Annotated in this window: 13 protein-coding genes; 9 read left to right on the top strand and 4 right to left on the bottom strand. The window is 62.2% G+C overall.

Features of this window, described 5'->3' with window-relative positions; translation table 11 throughout:
• Positions 1-43: 43 nt before the first annotated feature.
• A complete protein-coding gene (gene tyrS / locus IVB24_RS23340; RefSeq protein ID WP_140479445.1) occupies positions 44-1,297 on the bottom strand; it encodes a tyrosine--tRNA ligase in 1,254 nt (417 codons plus the stop codon).
• Positions 1,298-1,462: 165 nt separating this feature from the next.
• Here tyrS and IVB24_RS23335 point away from each other — a divergent pair, with 165 nt between their 5' ends.
• Positions 1,463-2,566, top strand: coding sequence for an anhydro-N-acetylmuramic acid kinase (locus IVB24_RS23335; RefSeq protein WP_247769157.1), 1,104 nt, complete (start codon positions 1,463-1,465; stop codon positions 2,564-2,566).
• A gap of 766 nt (positions 2,567-3,332) precedes the next feature.
• Here the strand turns inward: IVB24_RS23335 and IVB24_RS23330 are convergent.
• Positions 3,333-4,937 (bottom strand): IS1182 family transposase, encoded by a 1,605-nt coding sequence (locus IVB24_RS23330; protein WP_247769155.1) that lies wholly within the window; start codon positions 4,935-4,937, stop codon positions 3,333-3,335.
• A gap of 561 nt (positions 4,938-5,498) precedes the next feature.
• On the opposite strand from IVB24_RS23330, the gene IVB24_RS23325 reads away from it, so the two are divergent.
• Positions 5,499-6,011 (top strand): hypothetical protein, encoded by a 513-nt coding sequence (locus IVB24_RS23325; protein ID WP_166469465.1) that lies wholly within the window; start codon positions 5,499-5,501, stop codon positions 6,009-6,011.
• A 6-nt stretch (positions 6,012-6,017) separates the two neighbouring features.
• Here IVB24_RS23325 and IVB24_RS23320 read toward each other — a convergent pair whose 3' ends face one another.
• A complete protein-coding gene (locus tag IVB24_RS23320; RefSeq protein WP_247769148.1) occupies positions 6,018-6,953 on the bottom strand; it encodes a DUF4238 domain-containing protein in 936 nt (311 codons plus the stop codon).
• A gap of 355 nt (positions 6,954-7,308) precedes the next feature.
• On the opposite strand from IVB24_RS23320, the gene IVB24_RS23315 reads away from it, so the two are divergent.
• Positions 7,309-7,986: a glutathione S-transferase family protein gene (locus tag IVB24_RS23315; RefSeq protein WP_247769146.1), complete on the top strand. Its 678-nt coding sequence runs from the start codon at positions 7,309-7,311 to the stop codon at positions 7,984-7,986.
• 102 nt (positions 7,987-8,088) lie between these two features.
• On the opposite strand, the gene IVB24_RS23310 is transcribed toward IVB24_RS23315, so the two are convergent.
• Positions 8,089-8,736 (bottom strand): alpha/beta hydrolase, encoded by a 648-nt coding sequence (locus tag IVB24_RS23310; protein WP_014495555.1) that lies wholly within the window; start codon positions 8,734-8,736, stop codon positions 8,089-8,091.
• A 350-nt stretch (positions 8,737-9,086) separates the two neighbouring features.
• On the opposite strand from IVB24_RS23310, the gene IVB24_RS23305 reads away from it, so the two are divergent.
• From IVB24_RS23305 to IVB24_RS23280, 6 genes are all read left to right on the top strand, one after another.
• Positions 9,087-10,226 carry a cysteine desulfurase family protein gene (locus tag IVB24_RS23305; RefSeq protein ID WP_247769144.1) on the top strand — a complete coding sequence of 380 codons (1,140 nt, stop codon included), beginning with the start codon at positions 9,087-9,089 and terminating at the stop codon, positions 10,224-10,226.
• A gap of 125 nt (positions 10,227-10,351) precedes the next feature.
• On the top strand, positions 10,352-11,848 hold the full coding sequence (gene sufB, locus IVB24_RS23300) for a Fe-S cluster assembly protein SufB (RefSeq protein ID WP_247769142.1): 1,497 nt from the start codon (positions 10,352-10,354) through the stop codon (positions 11,846-11,848).
• 62 nt (positions 11,849-11,910) lie between these two features.
• Positions 11,911-12,663, top strand: coding sequence for a Fe-S cluster assembly ATPase SufC (sufC, locus tag IVB24_RS23295; protein WP_162406473.1), 753 nt, complete (start codon positions 11,911-11,913; stop codon positions 12,661-12,663).
• Positions 12,664-12,674: 11 nt separating this feature from the next.
• The gene (gene sufD, locus IVB24_RS23290; protein WP_247769140.1) at positions 12,675-13,979 is read left to right on the top strand and encodes a Fe-S cluster assembly protein SufD; all 1,305 of its coding nucleotides are present in this window, start codon (positions 12,675-12,677) and stop codon (positions 13,977-13,979) included.
• Positions 13,976-15,223: a cysteine desulfurase gene (locus IVB24_RS23285; protein WP_247769138.1), complete on the top strand. Its 1,248-nt coding sequence runs from the start codon at positions 13,976-13,978 to the stop codon at positions 15,221-15,223. Before sufD ends, IVB24_RS23285 begins: the two co-directional genes overlap by 4 nt.
• Entirely contained in the window at positions 15,220-15,591 is a 372-nt protein-coding gene (locus tag IVB24_RS23280; RefSeq protein WP_007609827.1) for an SUF system Fe-S cluster assembly protein, read from the top strand. The genes IVB24_RS23285 and IVB24_RS23280 overlap by 4 nt, the downstream gene beginning before the upstream one ends.
• The last annotated feature ends 58 nt before the right edge of the window (positions 15,592-15,649 follow it).

The following is a 15,649-nucleotide window of genomic DNA, read 5'->3' as shown; positions in this document are numbered from 1 at the left end:
CGCGCATCCGTGCGCCCTGACAAGCAGCGAAAAGCTCATACGCCTATGCAGGCTTGATCAGGACGTGCTTCTTCTTGCCGAAGGACAGCTTGATCACGCCCTCGGGTGTCAGATTGTTTGCCGAGAGCGCCATTTTCTCGTCAGTAACCGGCTCGTCGTTGACGCGAAGGCCGCCGCCCTTGATCTGGCGCCTTGCTTCGCCGTTGGAGGCAACGAGGCCCGCCTTGACGAAGGCGTTGAGCACGCCGAGGCCTGCGTCCAGCTCGCTGCGCGGAATTTCCACGGTCGGCAGGGTTTCGGCCAGTGCGCCTTCCTCGAAGGTGCGGCGCGCGGTCTCCGCCGCCTCGTTCGCGGCGTCGCGGCCGTGCAGCAGCGCGGTCGCTTCGGTGGCGAGCACCTTCTTGGCCTCGTTGATCTCGGATCCGCCGAGCGCCTCGAGCTTCCTGATCTCGGCCATCGGCAGCGTCGTGAACAGCTTCAGGAACTTGCCGACGTCGGCATCCTCGGTGTTGCGCCAGTACTGCCAGAAATCATAGGGCGAGAACGCGTCGGCGTTGAGCCAGACCGCGCCTTGCGCCGTCTTGCCCATCTTGGCGCCCGATGCCGTCGTCAGCAGCGGCGTCGTCAGCGCGAACAGCTGGTGGGTGCCCATGCGGCGGCCGAGGTCGACGCCCATGATGATGTTGCCCCACTGGTCCGAGCCGCCCATCTGCAATTTGCAGCCGGTGCGCTTGGCGAGCTCGACGAAGTCGTAGGCCTGGCAGACCATGTAGTTGAACTCGATGAAGCTCATCTCCTGCTCGCGCTCGAGGCGCAGCCGCACGGAGTCCATGGTCAGCATGCGGTTGACCGAGAAGTGCCGGCCGACGTCGCGCAGCATCTCGATCCAGTTCAGCCTGGTCAGCCACTCCGCATTGTCGAGCATGATCGCGTCGCTCTTGCCCTCGCCGTAGCGGAGCACCTTTGCGAACACGCCGCGGATCGATTCCTTGTTGGCCTCGATCTCGGCGACGGTGCGCATCGCGCGCGTCTCGTCCTTGCCGGAGGGATCGCCCACCATGGTGGTCCCGCCGCCCATCAGCGTGATCGGCTTGTTGCCGGACTCCTGCAGCCAGTGCAGCATCATCATGGTCAGGTAATTGCCGATATGCAGCGAGCGGGCGGTGCAATCGTAGCCGACATAGGCGGTCGCTTCGCCCTTGGCGGCCAGCGCGTCCAGCCCCTCGAAATCGGAGCATTGGTGGACGAAACCACGTTCCTGCAGGATATTGAGGAAATCCGATTTAAATGCAGTCATCTGTCGGCATGCCTGACAATTCTTGGTTTACTGTTTTGGGAGCAATTTAAGGGTCTTCGGTCGGAACCCGATTGCTGCCCGCCACTTGGCGCTGTGGCATTATAAGATGTGTCCCTCTGGCACAAGATCGGCATGCTGTAGGGGTATTTTGAGGGCGCTGATCCCATGATGTTGACGGCACTCGGTTTGATGAGCGGCACCTCGCTGGACGGGGTGGATGTCGCGCTGATCGAAACCGATGGAAAGCAGGTGAAGGCGTTCGGCCCGTCCGGCTACCGGGCCTATAGCCCGGCGGAGCGCAATCTGCTGCGCCAGGCGCTGAGCGAGGCCGTGCACCTGTCGCAACGTGACGCCCGGCCAGGCATCCTGGCTGAGGCCGAGCGCGCGGTGACACAGGCCCATGCCGAGGCGGTTGCGGCCTTCTTCGCCCAGAACCGCATGAAGCCGGAGGACATCGACATCGTCGGCTTCCACGGCCAGACCGTGCTGCATCGCCCCGAGCGGCGGCTGACGGTGCAGATCGGCGACGGGCCGGCGCTGGCCAAGGCGATCCATATTCCGGTGATGCACGATTTCCGCGCCGCCGACGTCGAGGCCGGCGGGCAGGGCGCGCCGTTCGTACCGGTCTACCACCGTGCGCTCGCCAACTCGCTGGATCGCGAGGGCCCGATCGTCGTCGTCAATATCGGCGGTGTCTCCAACATCACCTATATCGACGGCAACGACACGCTGATCGCCTGCGACACCGGGCCCGGCAACGCGCTGCTGGACGATTTCATGTACCGCACGATGAACCAGTCGTTCGATACGGAGGGAAAGTTTGCAGCTCTCGGAAAGGTGGACGAGGCCTGGATTGCCCGCGCGCTGGAGCTGCCGTTCTTTGCGTTGCCTCCGCCGAAATCGCTCGATCGCAACGACTTTGCCGCGCTCAAGCTCGGCGAGGTCGCGCCGGCCGATGGCGCGGCGACCCTGACCGCCTTCACCGCAGCGGCAATCGCCCGCATCATCCCGTTGTTGCCACGGCGGCCACGGAGCTGGATCGTCTGCGGCGGCGGCGCGCGCAACCTCACCATGCTGCGGATGCTGAGGGAGCGGATGGGATCGGCCACCGTCGAGGCCGCCGAGACGCTCGGCTGGGCCTCCGACGCCATCGAGGCCCAGGCCTTCGGCTTCCTCGCCGCCCGCGGCCTGAAAGGCCTGCCATTGTCCTATCCGGCGACCACGGGGGTGCCGATGCCGATGACAGGTGGAGTGATCGCGCGGCCCTGAGGGCGGCCCCGGTTGGTCCATCGTCGTTGCTTCGCTGCGCGCGCAATCATGGCGCATGCGTCGGCGATTGCGGTTCATTCCGCGCGCTTTCTCGCAAGACGCACCTTCTCGTTCTCGCGGCAGATTTCGCCCGAGCTTTGCAGGTCGTTTCGCGCTCTTTGAAGACCAAAGGGCGCAGGGAAGGCCGGGCGCCGGCGGCACCCGCAGGTCCGTGGGCGATAAGAGCGCACACGGGGTGGACCACAGGTGTGCCGGTCGCCCGGCCTTCCCTGCGCGGATGGTTTTAACGGTGTCCTTCGTGCTCTCCTCGGGGAGCGTTGCACTATTGCCCCCGTCGCCTTGCGGCTGATCGATGCGTGCCGGTTGGTCGCCACATCACCGCAAACCTTGACGCCAGAACCCCGGGCGTCGGGACCACACGACTTCTCCGTCCGCGGACGGCTTGGCCTCAACATCCGGGGCTTGCGTGTGCCCGCCCCAGACCATCGACCAAACCGCTGTGACCGCGCCGTGTCGTATGCGCGTTGTGCCGGGACTCACGGTCGCCCGCCCTGTCCTCACGCCCATCGCGCCGGCGCTACCGCGTCCACCGCACCCCGGCCCGCATCTCGTGACGATCGCGAAGCGCCCCTCTGGAAGGGCCGGGATGGCGCACATATGCCACAAATCCGAAATTCGGGAAAGTGAAATATTTTTGCGAGGAGGGATTGACGGGTTTTGGGTGTTTTGCCCGACGAGGCTGGGCAAGAATTGGTCGTTGGCCGTCCTAGGCGGTAGCGCACCGGGGAGTTGCGAGCGGAGGCCGAAATATTCGCCAGAACGTCGCTAGAGCGACCTTCATGCCCTGCAGGAGGGCTGCGAAGGGGCATCGGCGAGGAGCGAGCGTCTTTGCGAGCGCGGCCAAGAACGCGTCGAAGCTGAGGATGTTGAGCACGCGGGTGAAATTGTAGCAGAGCGCCATCAAGCTCCACTCGCCGCCAACCTTGTTGAATCCGCGGACCAGGAAATGACGATAGCCGGCACGGCATTTGAGCGTGCCGAAGGGATGCTCGACGATGCCGGAACGACGGCGCATCAGTTCGCCTGCGCCCTGCATCCGTGCGCGATGACGCTCAAGAACGTCTTCATGCTCCCAGCGACCGATCGCCCGGTAGGCCGCGTTCGAGCCGAGGCAACGGACCTTGAGGGGACAGGTCCTGCAGATCGCCCCACGCGCCGCGTAGCGGATCTCGATGCGGCCACTGGTGTTCTTCTGCCTGCTCTTCATCGGATGTAGCAGTTGGCCGGCGGGACAACGGTAGGTGTCGGATACGCCATCATAGTTGAAGTCCTTGAGGACAAAGCGGCCTTGCTTCTCAAGCCGGGAGTTGCCCTCCGGCACCGGCACATAGGCCACGATGCCATCATCCTCACAGGCCTTCAGTTCGCGACTGCTGTAATAGCCCTCATCTGCCAGCACCTGCAGGGCCTTGACCTCAAGGGCTTCTTTTGCGGCCATGGCCATCGCATGTAGCTGGCCGACGTCGCTGCTGTCGTTCACCACCTCGCTGGCGACAATGAGCTTGTGCTTGTCGTCGACGGCGGTCTGCACGTTATAGCCTGCGACCCCTTGGCCGCTCTTGACCAGAAGCCGGGCATCCGGATCGGTCAGGGACAATTGCGTCTCGCCGTTCTCTTCCAACCGAGCAAGATCGGCTTGTGCGCGCGAGCGCTTGGCCATCAGCGCCGCGACCTTCGCGCCAAGGTCACCTCCACCTGCGCTGCCACCATCGGGCCCATCCTTGCCGGGCTTCTTGGCTTCCGCGGCATCATTGTCCTCGAGGGACTTGCCGTAAGCCTCGATCTCCTGGTCAAGTTTTGCGATCTGATCGGCAAGCCTCTTGCGCGTAAAGATACTAGCCTTGCTGGCGTCGCCATGGAAAAACGAGCCGTCAATCGCAACAACGCTGCCGCCGACAAGACCAAGCTCGCGCATCAGCAGCACGAAGCTGCGGTTGGCCGCCTTCAGAGCCGCCCAGTTCTCCTTGCGGAAGTTGGCGATCGTCCGATAGCCTGGCTTCAATCCCTTCAGCAGCCAGATCAGTTCCAGATTGCGGCCAGCTTCCCGCTCCAACCGACGCGACGACCTGATTTGGTTGATGTAGCCGTAAAGGTACAGCTTCAGCAGATCGGCCGGATCGTAAGGCGGCTGGCCGACCCCTTCGGCCTTGCGGTCAGCATGGCGAAAGCCGAGCTTGGCAAGGTCGAGGACGCCAACGAAGCTCTCGATCGCCCGGACCGGGTTGTCCGCCCCGACATAGTCCTCAACTCGCGCAGGAAGCAGACTGGGTTGCTCTCGGCTCTCGCCGGTCTTGAATGTGCGATTCGTCATGAACGGAATCGTACATCAACTCCCCAAAATGCCGAGTTCTTGCCCAGCCTCGACGGCTCACGTGGTACCGTCCACGCCTTCGCCGTCATTCCGGGGGCCCTGAAAGGACGCGCCCGGAATCCATGTGCGGAGCGCGTGCGGCGTGATGCATACCGGGCTTACGTGCGGACCCTCGCAGCTCGCGAGAAGTGATTAAGTGCACTGTCACCGTAGTGCTCACTTCCCGCGTAACCCGTTGATCTGACGAGATTATGCGTGGGTGAATAAAATCTGTCGCGGGAAATCGTGGGGAACTGGCCTGTTTCACTTGAATCCCGATTCAAATCAGCCGACAAATCTAAATCCCCCGGAAACACAGCTTCTGATTTCAGTGGAGAGCTGTGTCATGTCTGAACCACCGAAATTCGAGTTCGACTTCTGGGGCTGCAAGATTAGTGCTCAAGGAGTCGTGGGGGTCGTCGCCGCCGTAAGTGTGGTGGCGATGTTGCTCGCATTCTACCGGTTCTAGAATCGCCACAATTCGAGTGTCTATACCGCGCCCCTTTGATTAGAGGCTTTACCATGCTGACCGACGAACAGAAGGCGCTGGTGGACGAGTGCATATTCCAGCGCGGCCGTATCATGACCTCGTACAGCCAGGTCGAATTCATGCTGGCTGACATATCAGTGCTTCTCCATCTGAAGTTTCCTTATCTGATTGATAAGCGGATCAAGGCGGCGAAGGACATAGCCAATCGACCTGGATACGAGAAGTACCGGGACGAACTACATGCGATTTGTGATGGCCTCAGCGAGTTCGATGACATCCGCCTATTTATGGCCCATGGCTGGGTCTCTGCCGAGATGGACAAGGCGGGAAACATCAAGATCGAATTCCTGCGCTACCAGCGAACCGGTGAAGGTCAATTCGGCCTCATGCGTGGGGGGACCGATCTCGTGCGTTTGCGTCAGGCAGCTGATGACATCACAAACTACTGCGAGCGGGTGTTGACGTTGTTTCGCCGGATCTACGAGGAGAAGGACTTGGAGAACGAGCATACCAAGAGGTACAGGGACGAAAAAGCTCCGGCGTGAGGCCGCTTACTCCTCAAAGTCTTTTGCTGTTGCCCCGCGAGCGGCGTTGATGGCTTCCTGCATTTGGGCCTCGGTCAGTAGCTCGCGTTCGGGCAGTTTGGCAAAATGCTTTTCGACAAAACGTCGCTGTGAGTCATCGCATCCCCACACAAATTCGCGGGCCTGTTGGACGAGTGCTGTATTGACCTCTCGGACCAACGTGGTTCGGTCGAGTTGGTTAAGTGCCTTGATAGTTGGATGCTGGCGTGCCGCGACGAAGTATTTGGTCGGGGAAATAGGAAGCAGAATGTAGGCATCCGGCCTTCCCAGAGGCACAGGCAAATAGATGGGACGATCAGATGTGAGGACTGAAAACTTTGAGCGTTTCATCTCCAGAACGGCCCAACGCATGTCGAAGATCGTCGGGCCAAGTCGATCGTTGTCGATCAGCTCCGCGATCATGTTCGTGGCATGTATTTCGGCAGCGGCTGGATTACTTTGGGCGTATGCTTCGGCAAAGGTAGCGGGATCGTTTGGACCACGAACCTCATCGTAGTGCCGTTCGAGCGCTTCGATCGCTCCTTGAAACATGTCGGCGAAGTGCTTTTTTATCAAGGCCACGCTCGCCGGGTGTCGGAAGAGAAATCCAATGACGAACCGAACCCATTCGCTGCGTTCGTCCGCAGACCAATCCATCGTATCGCCGGCCTCGATGCGCTCCAACGCCCTTGCTGCACCGTTGTCCAGCGGGGACATGAAGTGAACTTCAAGGTGCTGAGAATGCTCCTCGGGGGCGCCTTCGATGCGGTACAGATCGCGCTGAAAGCCAGTTGCGTCGGGATGCCTGGACTTCAAGACCACCTTGCCACGCACAAGGCGCATCTCGCGCACGTAGCCATCGGGACCAACGAACCGATCTAGGTAGAACGCCGGGTTGTAGTGATGCTTACGCGGCAGCTCCATGCTCAAACCCATCAAAAAGCCCACGAAGGGACTTCGTCCTAGCGCCGAGGGGGAGGAGGCGCCGAACCTTAACTAAAGGATTTCCAAGGGGCGTAACAATTATCAAAATTTCGGATTCCAATTAGGTCGTCGAAGTCGTCAAAAGCGAAGCCCTGGGGCTGGGACGACGGCGAGGAGGAATAGTTAAGTGCACCGTCATCGATATAGGAAGACTGGATTGCTTCGTCGCAAAGGCTCCTCGCAATGACGAGGAGAGATCGGGGATCTGCAACGTCCCTCGTTGATCGATCTTGACGCATTCATGCAAATGCATCTATATTGAATGCAGCTGCATCGAACCGCCAGGATCATTGCCATGACGACCTCACTCAAACTGATCAGCCACAAGCTTTGCCCCTACGTGCAGCGCGCCGTGATCGCGCTGAAGGAGAAGGGGGTGCCGTTCGAGCGGATCGACATCGATCTCGCCGATAAGCCCGACTGGTTTCTCAAACTGTCGCCGCTCGGCAAAGTGCCGGTGCTGGTAGTGACGACTGACGAGGGCGAGGTCGCGCTGTTCGAGAGCAACGTGATCTGTGAATACATCGAGGAGACGCAAGTGGGCCTCGTACTGCATCCGGCGGATGCGTTGACGCGCGCCCAGCACCGCGCCTGGATGGAGTTCGGCTCGGTGATCCTCGGCGATCTCTGGGGTCTGGAGACCACGACGGATCCGGCGACGTTCGAGAGCAAGCGGCAGGCGCTCGCCGCGAAATTCGCGCGTGTCGAAGGGGCGCTCGGCGCGGGGCCGTATTTCGCTGGCGATAAATTCAGTCTGGTCGATGCGGTGTTCGCACCGATCTTCCGCTATTTCGACGTGTTCGACGAACTGACCGAGCTCGGCGTCTTCAAGGACGTGCCGAAGGTGCAGGCGTGGCGCGTTGCTCTGTCAAAACGTCAGAGCGTGCGGACGGTAGTCGGCGCCGACTATCCGCAATTGCTGCGCGCCTTCCTCGTGCGGCACGACGCGCATCTGCTCAAGCTCGCGGCCTGAGCGCATGTAGCCCGAATGAGCGAAGCGCAATCGGGTTTTTGTTTCAGCGGATGGGATTTCCCGGATATCGCTTCGCTCATCCGGGCTACACGGTTGCTAGCCTCAGCGCACGTTCGCCAGACGCATATCAAGATACGCCGTGATGGTTTCCATCAGCGGCTCGAGCTTGGCATCGAAGAAATGGTTGGCGCCGGGGATGACCTGCTGGTCGATCACGATGCCCTTCTGCGTCTTCAGCTTCTCGACCAGCGTGTTGACGTCCTTGGGCGGCACCACCGCGTCCTTCTCGCCATGCACGATCAGGCCGGAGGACGGGCAGGGCGCGAGGAAGGAGAAGTCGTAGAGATTGGCCGGCGGCGCGATCGAGATGAAGCCCTCGACCTCGGGGCGGCGCATCAGGAGCTGCATGCCGATCCAGGCGCCGAATGAGAAGCCGGCGACCCAGCAGGCGCGCGCTTCGGGATTGATGGTCTGGGCCCAGTCGAGGGCTGCGGCGGCATCCGACAATTCGCCGGTACCGTGGTCGAACGAGCCCTGGCTGCGGCCGACGCCGCGGAAATTGAAGCGCAGCACCGAGAAGCCGCGATGCGCGAAAGCATAGTAGCACTGGTACACGATCTGATGGTTCATCGTGCCGTGAAACTGCGGATGCGGATGCAGGATCATCGCGATCGGCGCGTTCTTCTGCTTGGCCGGGTGATAGCGGCCTTCGAGACGGCCGGCAGGGCCAGTGAAAATAACTTCAGGCATCGATGATCTCTTGATTGATTTGCTGGAGCGACGATCCTCGGCAATCAACCGATTGTGGCCTCGTCGGCGGGTGCCGACGGAAGCGCGAATGAAGGGTGAGAAGGCGCGCCTTGCGGTGATGCGCTGAAGGCGCGCGGTGACTTGACGGTGCGGGTTCTAACATAGGCTGAGGGTCAAAAAGCAAGCATCTTGAACATCACTCAATGGGCTCAAGATGTTAGCGTGTCATGGTCGCGTCATCGGCGGCCGCGGACATGGAATCGCCCGTTGCCAAGCGCGGGCCGGGGCGCCATCTCGGGCCAGACGGGTCCCACAGGCCGGGTTTCTCGAGCAAGGTAATATAATACTACATGAGGAATCGCGTCTATCTCGACTGGAATGCGACCACGCCGCTGCGCGCGGAAGCGCGACGCGCCATGCTCGGTGCCTGGGACCTGGTCGGCAACCCGTCCTCGGTCCACGCCGAGGGACGGGAGGCGCGACGGCTGGTCGAGGAGGCCCGCGCCGCACTGGCAGCGGCGGTGGGGGCGCTGCCGCGCAACGTCGTCTTCACCTCCGCTGGAACGGAAGCCAACGCGATGGCGCTGTCGCCTGGTCTGCGGCGGTCATCCGGCGGCGCGGTTGAACGGCTGCTGGTCTCGGCTGTGGAGCATGCCTCGGTGCTCGCCGGCGGCCGGTTCCCGGCGGACAAGATTGGTCTGATCCCGGTGCTGCGTTCCGGTGTGGTTGATCTCGACCAGCTCAGAGGCCTGCTCGCTGACGGCCCTCCGGCCCTGGTTTCCGTCATGGCCGCGAACAACGAAACCGGCGCGCTCCAGCCGGTCGCGGAGGTCGCCCGGATCGTCCACGAGGCCGGCGGCCTCCTGCACGTCGATGCCATCCAGGCACTCGGGAAAATTCCGTTCGAGATCAACATCGTGGGCGCGGATCTTGCGACTTTTTCTGCACATAAGGTCGGCGGCCCCAAGGGTGTCGGCGCCCTGGTCGTGGCCGAGGGACTGAGCGGATTGGAGCCCTTGCTGCGGGGAGGCGGCCAGGAGCTGAACCGGCGCGCCGGAACCGAGAATGTTGCGGGAATCGCCGGCTTCGGCGCAGCGGTGAAGGTCGCGCTTCAGACTCTTTCGGAAGATGCGGAGCAGATGGCAACCCTCAGAGTTCGCTTGGAAAATGGCATCCGGGGAACCGCCGGCGCAACCATCTTCTCGGATAAAATGGAGCGGTTGCCAAATACCGTTCTTTTCGCCGCGCCCGGCCTCAAGGCCGAGACTGCCGTGATCGGCTTTGACCTCGAAGGCATCGCAGTCTCCTCGGGGTCGGCCTGTTCCTCAGGCAAGGTCCAGCCGTCCCACGTGCTGTCGGCCATGGGGTACGATCCCGCGGTGGCCCAGGGGGCGGTGCGCCTCAGTCTGGGCTGGTCCACGGAACCGGATGACATCAATAGGGCGTTAGAGGCTTGGCGAAAGCTCGGTAATACCCTACTTAAGGGATAGGCGATGAAACAGGGCTTGAACGGTTCTAAGCCCGTGCTTTCCGCCAAAAAACATCGTAATAGACATCGTAATACTCGTCCGAGTTTGATCCACCGCGGTCCTTGAAACCGCGAGCGGAGGATAGAATGCCAGCCGTGCAAGAGACGGTCGAGCGCGTCAAGCGCATCGACGTCGACCAATACCGCTATGGGTTTGAGACCCTGATCGAATCCGACAAGGCCCCCAAGGGGCTGTCGGAAGAGACCGTCAAGTTCATCTCCGAGAAGAAGAACGAGCCCGCCTGGATGCTCCAGTGGCGGCTTGAGGCCTATCGGCGCTGGCTGACCATGACCGAGCCGACCTGGGCCCGCGTCGACTATCCCAAGATCGATTTCCAGGACCTCTATTACTATTCGGCGCCGAAGCCGAAGAAGACGATCACCTCGCTCGACGAGATCGATCCGGAGATTCTCAAGACCTACGAGAAGCTAGGCATTCCCTTGCGGGAAGTTGCCATGCTCGAAGGCGTCGAGCCCAAGCCCGGCGAGGAAGACCCGGCGCGCCGCAAGATCGCGGTCGATGCCGTCTTCGATTCGGTCTCGGTTGCGACCACCTTCAAGGCGGAGCTGAAGAAGGCCGGCGTGATCTTCATGCCGATCTCGGAGGCGATCCGCGAGCATCCTGAGCTGGTGCAGAAATATCTGGGATCGGTGGTTCCGACCTCGGACAATTTCTACGCGACGCTGAACTCGGCGGTGTTCTCCGACGGCTCGTTCGTCTACGTGCCGCCTGGCGTGCGCTGCCCGATGGAGCTGTCGACCTATTTCCGTATCAACGAGCGCAACACCGGCCAGTTCGAGCGCACGCTGATCATCGCCGACAAGGGCGCCTACGTCAGCTATCTCGAAGGCTGCACCGCGCCGCAGCGCGACGAGAACCAGCTGCATGCCGCCGTGGTCGAGCTCGTCGCGCATGACGATGCCGAGATCAAATATTCGACGGTGCAGAACTGGTATCCCGGCAATTCGGAAGGCAAGGGCGGCATCTACAATTTCGTCACCAAGCGTGGCGACTGCCGCGGCGACCGCTCCAAGATTTCCTGGACCCAGGTCGAGACCGGCTCCGCGATTACCTGGAAATATCCGAGCTGCATCCTGCGCGGCGACAATTCCAGCGGCGAGTTCTACTCGATCGCGATCTCGAACGGCTACCAGCAGGTCGACAGCGGCACCAAGATGATCCATCTCGGCAAGAACACGTCGAGCCGGATCATCTCCAAGGGCATCGCCGCGGGCAAATCGCAGAACACCTATCGCGGCCTCGTCACCGCGCATCGCAAGGCGACCGGCGCCCGCAACTTCACGGCCTGCGATTCGCTGCTGATCGGCGACAAATGCGGCGCGCACACCGTGCCCTACATCGAAGCCAAGAACTCCTCGGCAACCTTCGAGCACGAGGCGACGACGTCGAAGATCTCCGAGGACGTGCTGTTCTACTGCATCCAGCGCGGCCTTTCGCAGGAAGAAGCGGTCGGCCTCGTCGTCAACGGCTTCGTCAAGGACGTGCTGCAGCAGCTGCCGATGGAATTCGCGGTGGAAGCGCAGAAGCTGATTTCGATCTCGCTCGAAGGGTCGGTCGGTTAGCTCCGACCCTCGCGGTGCGCCTCGGGCGCTCCATGCATCAATTGAATAAACTGGATACCAAGATGGCTTTGCTTGAAGTGAAAGACCTCAAGGTTCGTGTCGAGGAGCGTGAGATCCTCCACGGGCTGAATCTGACCGTGAACGAGGGCGAGATCCACGCGATCATGGGGCCGAACGGCTCCGGCAAGTCGACGCTCTCCCACGTCATCGCCGGCAAGCCCGGCTATGAGGTCACCGACGGTCAGATCTTGTTCAAGGGCGAGGACCTGCTGGAGATGGCTCCTGAGGAGCGTGCCGCGAAAGGCGTGTTCCTGGCGTTTCAGTATCCGGTCGAGATTCCCGGCGTCGCCACCATGACCTTCCTGCGCACCGCGCTCAACGCGCAGCGCAAGGCGCGCGGCGAGAGCGAATATTCGACGCCCGACTTCCTGAAGAAGGTCCGCGAGGTCTCGAAGTCGCTGAACATCCCGCAGGACATGCTCAAGCGCGGCGTCAATGTCGGCTTCTCCGGCGGCGAGAAGAAGCGCAACGAGGTGCTGCAGATGGCGCTGTTCGAGCCGAGCCTGTGCATCCTCGACGAGATGGATTCCGGCCTCGACATCGACGCGCTGCGCATCGCGGCCGACGGCGTCAACGCGCTGCATTCGCCCAAGCGCGCGATGGTCGTCATCACCCATTATCAGCGGCTGCTGAACTACATCGTACCCGACATCGTGCACGTGATGTCGAAGGGCCGTGTCGTGAAGAGCGGCGGCAAGGAACTGGCGCTGGAGCTGGAAGCCTCCGGCTACGCCCAGTTCGAGGACGCCGCGTAAGGAATTTTGCGATGAACGTTGCTGTGGCAAAGACCGGAAAGGGCCGCGCGGTGAGCGATCTCTTCGCCAGCGCCGAAGGCCGGCTGCCGGGTTCGCCTTCCGTGATCGCGGTGCGCCGCGAGGCGTTCGAGACCTATGAGCGTCTCGGCCTGCCGCACCGCCGGATCGAGGAATGGAAATACACCGACCTGCGCGCGCTGGTCGGCGAGGTGTTGCCGCTGGCGGCCGTGCCCGATGCGTCTGCGCTGAAGCGCGCCGCGGAAGCCGTCAAGGCGCATGCGATCGAGGGTGCCCGCAAGCTGGTGCTGGTCGACGGCGTGTTCGCAGGCGATCTGTCCGACGTGAAGGCGCTCGCCGCCGAGGCCGGCTTCAAGACGTTGCGGGAGACGCTGGAGAAGGATGCCGGTCTGCTGAAAACCGCGACCACCGATGCCGTGATCGCGCTGAACGCGGCGATGGCGACCGACGGCGTCGTGCTGTCGATTGCGGATGGTGCGCAACTCTCTGCGCCGATCCAGATCATCCATCTCGCAACCGCGGCTTCCGCCTCGGCCTTCACCCGCTCGCGGGTCATGGTTGGGAAGGGCGTCCGCGCCACCATCATCGAGAGCTTTGTCGCAGTCGGTGCGAAAGCCTACCAAGTCAACGATGCCGTCATCCTCTCGATCGGCGACAACGCTGATGTCGCACATATCCGTCTGATGGACGATGCGCCTGACGCGGTGAACATCAGCTCGCACTTCGTGACCGTCGGAGCGAACACGAAGCTGAACTTCTTCAACATGACCACGGGTGCCGCGGTCAGCCGTCTGCAGGGGTTCATCACGCTGGCAGGCGAGGGCAGCGAACTCTCGGCCAATGGCGTCAATTTGTTGCAGAAGACCGAGCATGGCGACACCACGCTAGTGGTCGACCATGCGGTGCCGAACTGCGTCAGCCGCGAGGTCTTCCGCGCCGTGCTCGACGACCGTGCGCACTCGGTATTCCAGGGCCGCATCATCGTCCGTCCCGACGCGCAGAAGACCGACGGCAAGATGATGATCCGCGCGCTGCTGCTCTCGGACGAAGCCGAGGCCGATAACAAGCCCGAGCTGGAAATCTTCGCCGACGACGTTTCCTGCGGCCACGGCGCCACCGCCGGCGCGCTGGACGACAGCCTGCTGTTCTATCTGAAGGCGCGTGGCCTGCCGGAGAAGCAGGCCCAGGCGCTGCTGATCCAGGCCTTCGTCGGTGAAGCGATCGAGCAGATCGCCGATGACGGCTTGCGCGAGCATGTGATCGGCATCGCCGAGCGCTGGCTGGAGCGGCGCCAATGAGCACGCATCCGGCAGTCAAGAACGGCGCCTATGACGTCGCGCGCGTCCGCCAGGATTTCCCGGCGCTCGCCTTGCAGGTCTATGGCAAGAATCTGGTGTATCTGGACAACGCCGCCTCGGCGCAGAAGCCCAGCGCCGTGCTCGATCGCATGACGCAGGCCTATACGAGCGAATACGCCAACGTGCATCGCGGCCTGCATTACCTCGCCAATGCCGCGACCGAAGCCTATGAGGGCGGTCGCACCAAGGTCGCGCAGTTCATCAATGCGCCCCGGACCGAGGAAGTGATCTTCACCCGCAACGCGACGGAGGCCATCAACCTGGTCGCCTCGTCCTGGGGCGGGCCGAACATCAAAGAGGGCGACGAGATCGTCCTCTCGATCATGGAGCACCATTCCAATATCGTGCCCTGGCATTTCCTCAGGGAACGTCAGGGTGCCGTGATCAAATGGGCGCCGGTCGACGACGAGGGCAATTTCCTCATCGACGAGTTCGAGAAGCTGCTGACGGCGAAGACCAGGCTGGTCGCGATCACCCAGATGTCGAACGCGCTCGGCACCATCGTGCCGGTCAAGGAAGTCGTGAAGATCGCTCACGCGCGCGGCATTCCCGTGCTGGTCGACGGCAGCCAGGGTGCGGTGCATCTGCCCGTCGACGTCCAGGACATCGGCTGCGACTTCTATGTCTTCACCGGCCACAAGGTGTACGGTCCGACCGGCATCGGCGTGCTCTGGGCCAAGTACGACCATCTCGTCGCGATGCGTCCCTTCAATGGCGGCGGCGAGATGATCCGCGAGGTTTCGCGCGATGTCGTCACCTACGGCGATCCTCCGCATAAATTCGAAGCGGGCACGCCCGCGATCGTCGAGGCCGTCGGCCTTGGCGCCGCCATCGACTACGTCAATTCGATCGGCAAGGAGCGCATCGCCGCGCACGAGCACGATCTCACCACCTATGCCCAGGAGAAGCTGCGCGAGATCAACTCGCTGCGGCTGATCGGCACCGCTCGGGGCAAGGGTCCGGTGATCTCCTTCGAGCTGAAGGGCGCGCATGCCCATGACGTCGCCACCGTGATCGACCGCCAGGGCATCGCAGTGCGCGCCGGCACCCATTGCGTGATGCCGCTTTTAGAGCGGTTCAACGTCACGGCCACATGCCGGGCCTCGTTCGGCATGTATAATACGCGGGAAGAAGTCGATCATCTGGCACAGGCGCTGCTGAAGGCGCGGGATTTGTTCGCATGAGTGACACGGCCGAAATCAAAGCCAATCCGATGGAGACCCGTTCGGCGCTGCCGCCGGAGGAGACCGAGCGTCTCACCACCGAGATCATCGCCGGGCTGAAGACCGTGTTCGACCCGGAAATCCCGGCGGACATCTACGAACTCGGCCTGATCTACAAGGTCGAGATCAAGGACGACCGCTCCGTCGACGTCCAGATGACGCTGACGACGCCGAACTGTCCGGCCGCCGGTGAGCTGCCGACCATGGTCGAGAACGCGGTCGCCAGCGTTCCCGGCGTCGGCGTGGTCGACGTCAAGGTCGTCTGGGAGCCGGCCTGGACGCCCGAGCGCATGAGCGACGAGGCCCGCCTCGTCCTCAACATGTGGTGACGCGTAACGCTTGCTTTGAATCCTTGGCATTGAATTCGCGCCGCAACGGACCACATCA

The sequence above is a fragment of the Bradyrhizobium sp. 192 genome (assembly GCF_023100965.1).
In the GTDB taxonomy this organism is placed as follows: domain Bacteria; phylum Pseudomonadota; class Alphaproteobacteria; order Rhizobiales; family Xanthobacteraceae; genus Bradyrhizobium; species Bradyrhizobium symbiodeficiens.
Note: the sequence above shows the minus strand (reverse complement) of the source record. Positions and strands in the feature narration are given on the sequence as shown.

Bases quoted from the DNA above. Each gene is read 5' to 3' on its own strand.
- tyrS (WP_140479445.1), bottom strand. From the start codon at position 1,297: ATGACTGCATTTAAATCGGATTTCCTCAATATCCTGCAGGAACGTGGT.
- IVB24_RS23335 (WP_247769157.1), top strand. From the start codon at position 1,463: ATGATGTTGACGGCACTCGGTTTGATGAGCGGCACCTCGCTGGACGGG.
- IVB24_RS23330 (WP_247769155.1), bottom strand. From the start codon at position 4,937: ATGACGAATCGCACATTCAAGACCGGCGAGAGCCGAGAGCAACCCAGT.
- IVB24_RS23325 (WP_166469465.1), top strand. From the start codon at position 5,499: ATGCTGACCGACGAACAGAAGGCGCTGGTGGACGAGTGCATATTCCAG.
- IVB24_RS23320 (WP_247769148.1), bottom strand. From the start codon at position 6,953: ATGGAGCTGCCGCGTAAGCATCACTACAACCCGGCGTTCTACCTAGAT.
- IVB24_RS23315 (WP_247769146.1), top strand. From the start codon at position 7,309: ATGACGACCTCACTCAAACTGATCAGCCACAAGCTTTGCCCCTACGTG.
- IVB24_RS23310 (WP_014495555.1), bottom strand. From the start codon at position 8,736: ATGCCTGAAGTTATTTTCACTGGCCCTGCCGGCCGTCTCGAAGGCCGC.
- IVB24_RS23305 (WP_247769144.1), top strand. From the start codon at position 9,087: ATGAGGAATCGCGTCTATCTCGACTGGAATGCGACCACGCCGCTGCGC.
- sufB (WP_247769142.1), top strand. From the start codon at position 10,352: ATGCCAGCCGTGCAAGAGACGGTCGAGCGCGTCAAGCGCATCGACGTC.
- sufC (WP_162406473.1), top strand. From the start codon at position 11,911: ATGGCTTTGCTTGAAGTGAAAGACCTCAAGGTTCGTGTCGAGGAGCGT.
- sufD (WP_247769140.1), top strand. From the start codon at position 12,675: ATGAACGTTGCTGTGGCAAAGACCGGAAAGGGCCGCGCGGTGAGCGAT.
- IVB24_RS23285 (WP_247769138.1), top strand. From the start codon at position 13,976: ATGAGCACGCATCCGGCAGTCAAGAACGGCGCCTATGACGTCGCGCGC.
- IVB24_RS23280 (WP_007609827.1), top strand. From the start codon at position 15,220: ATGAGTGACACGGCCGAAATCAAAGCCAATCCGATGGAGACCCGTTCG.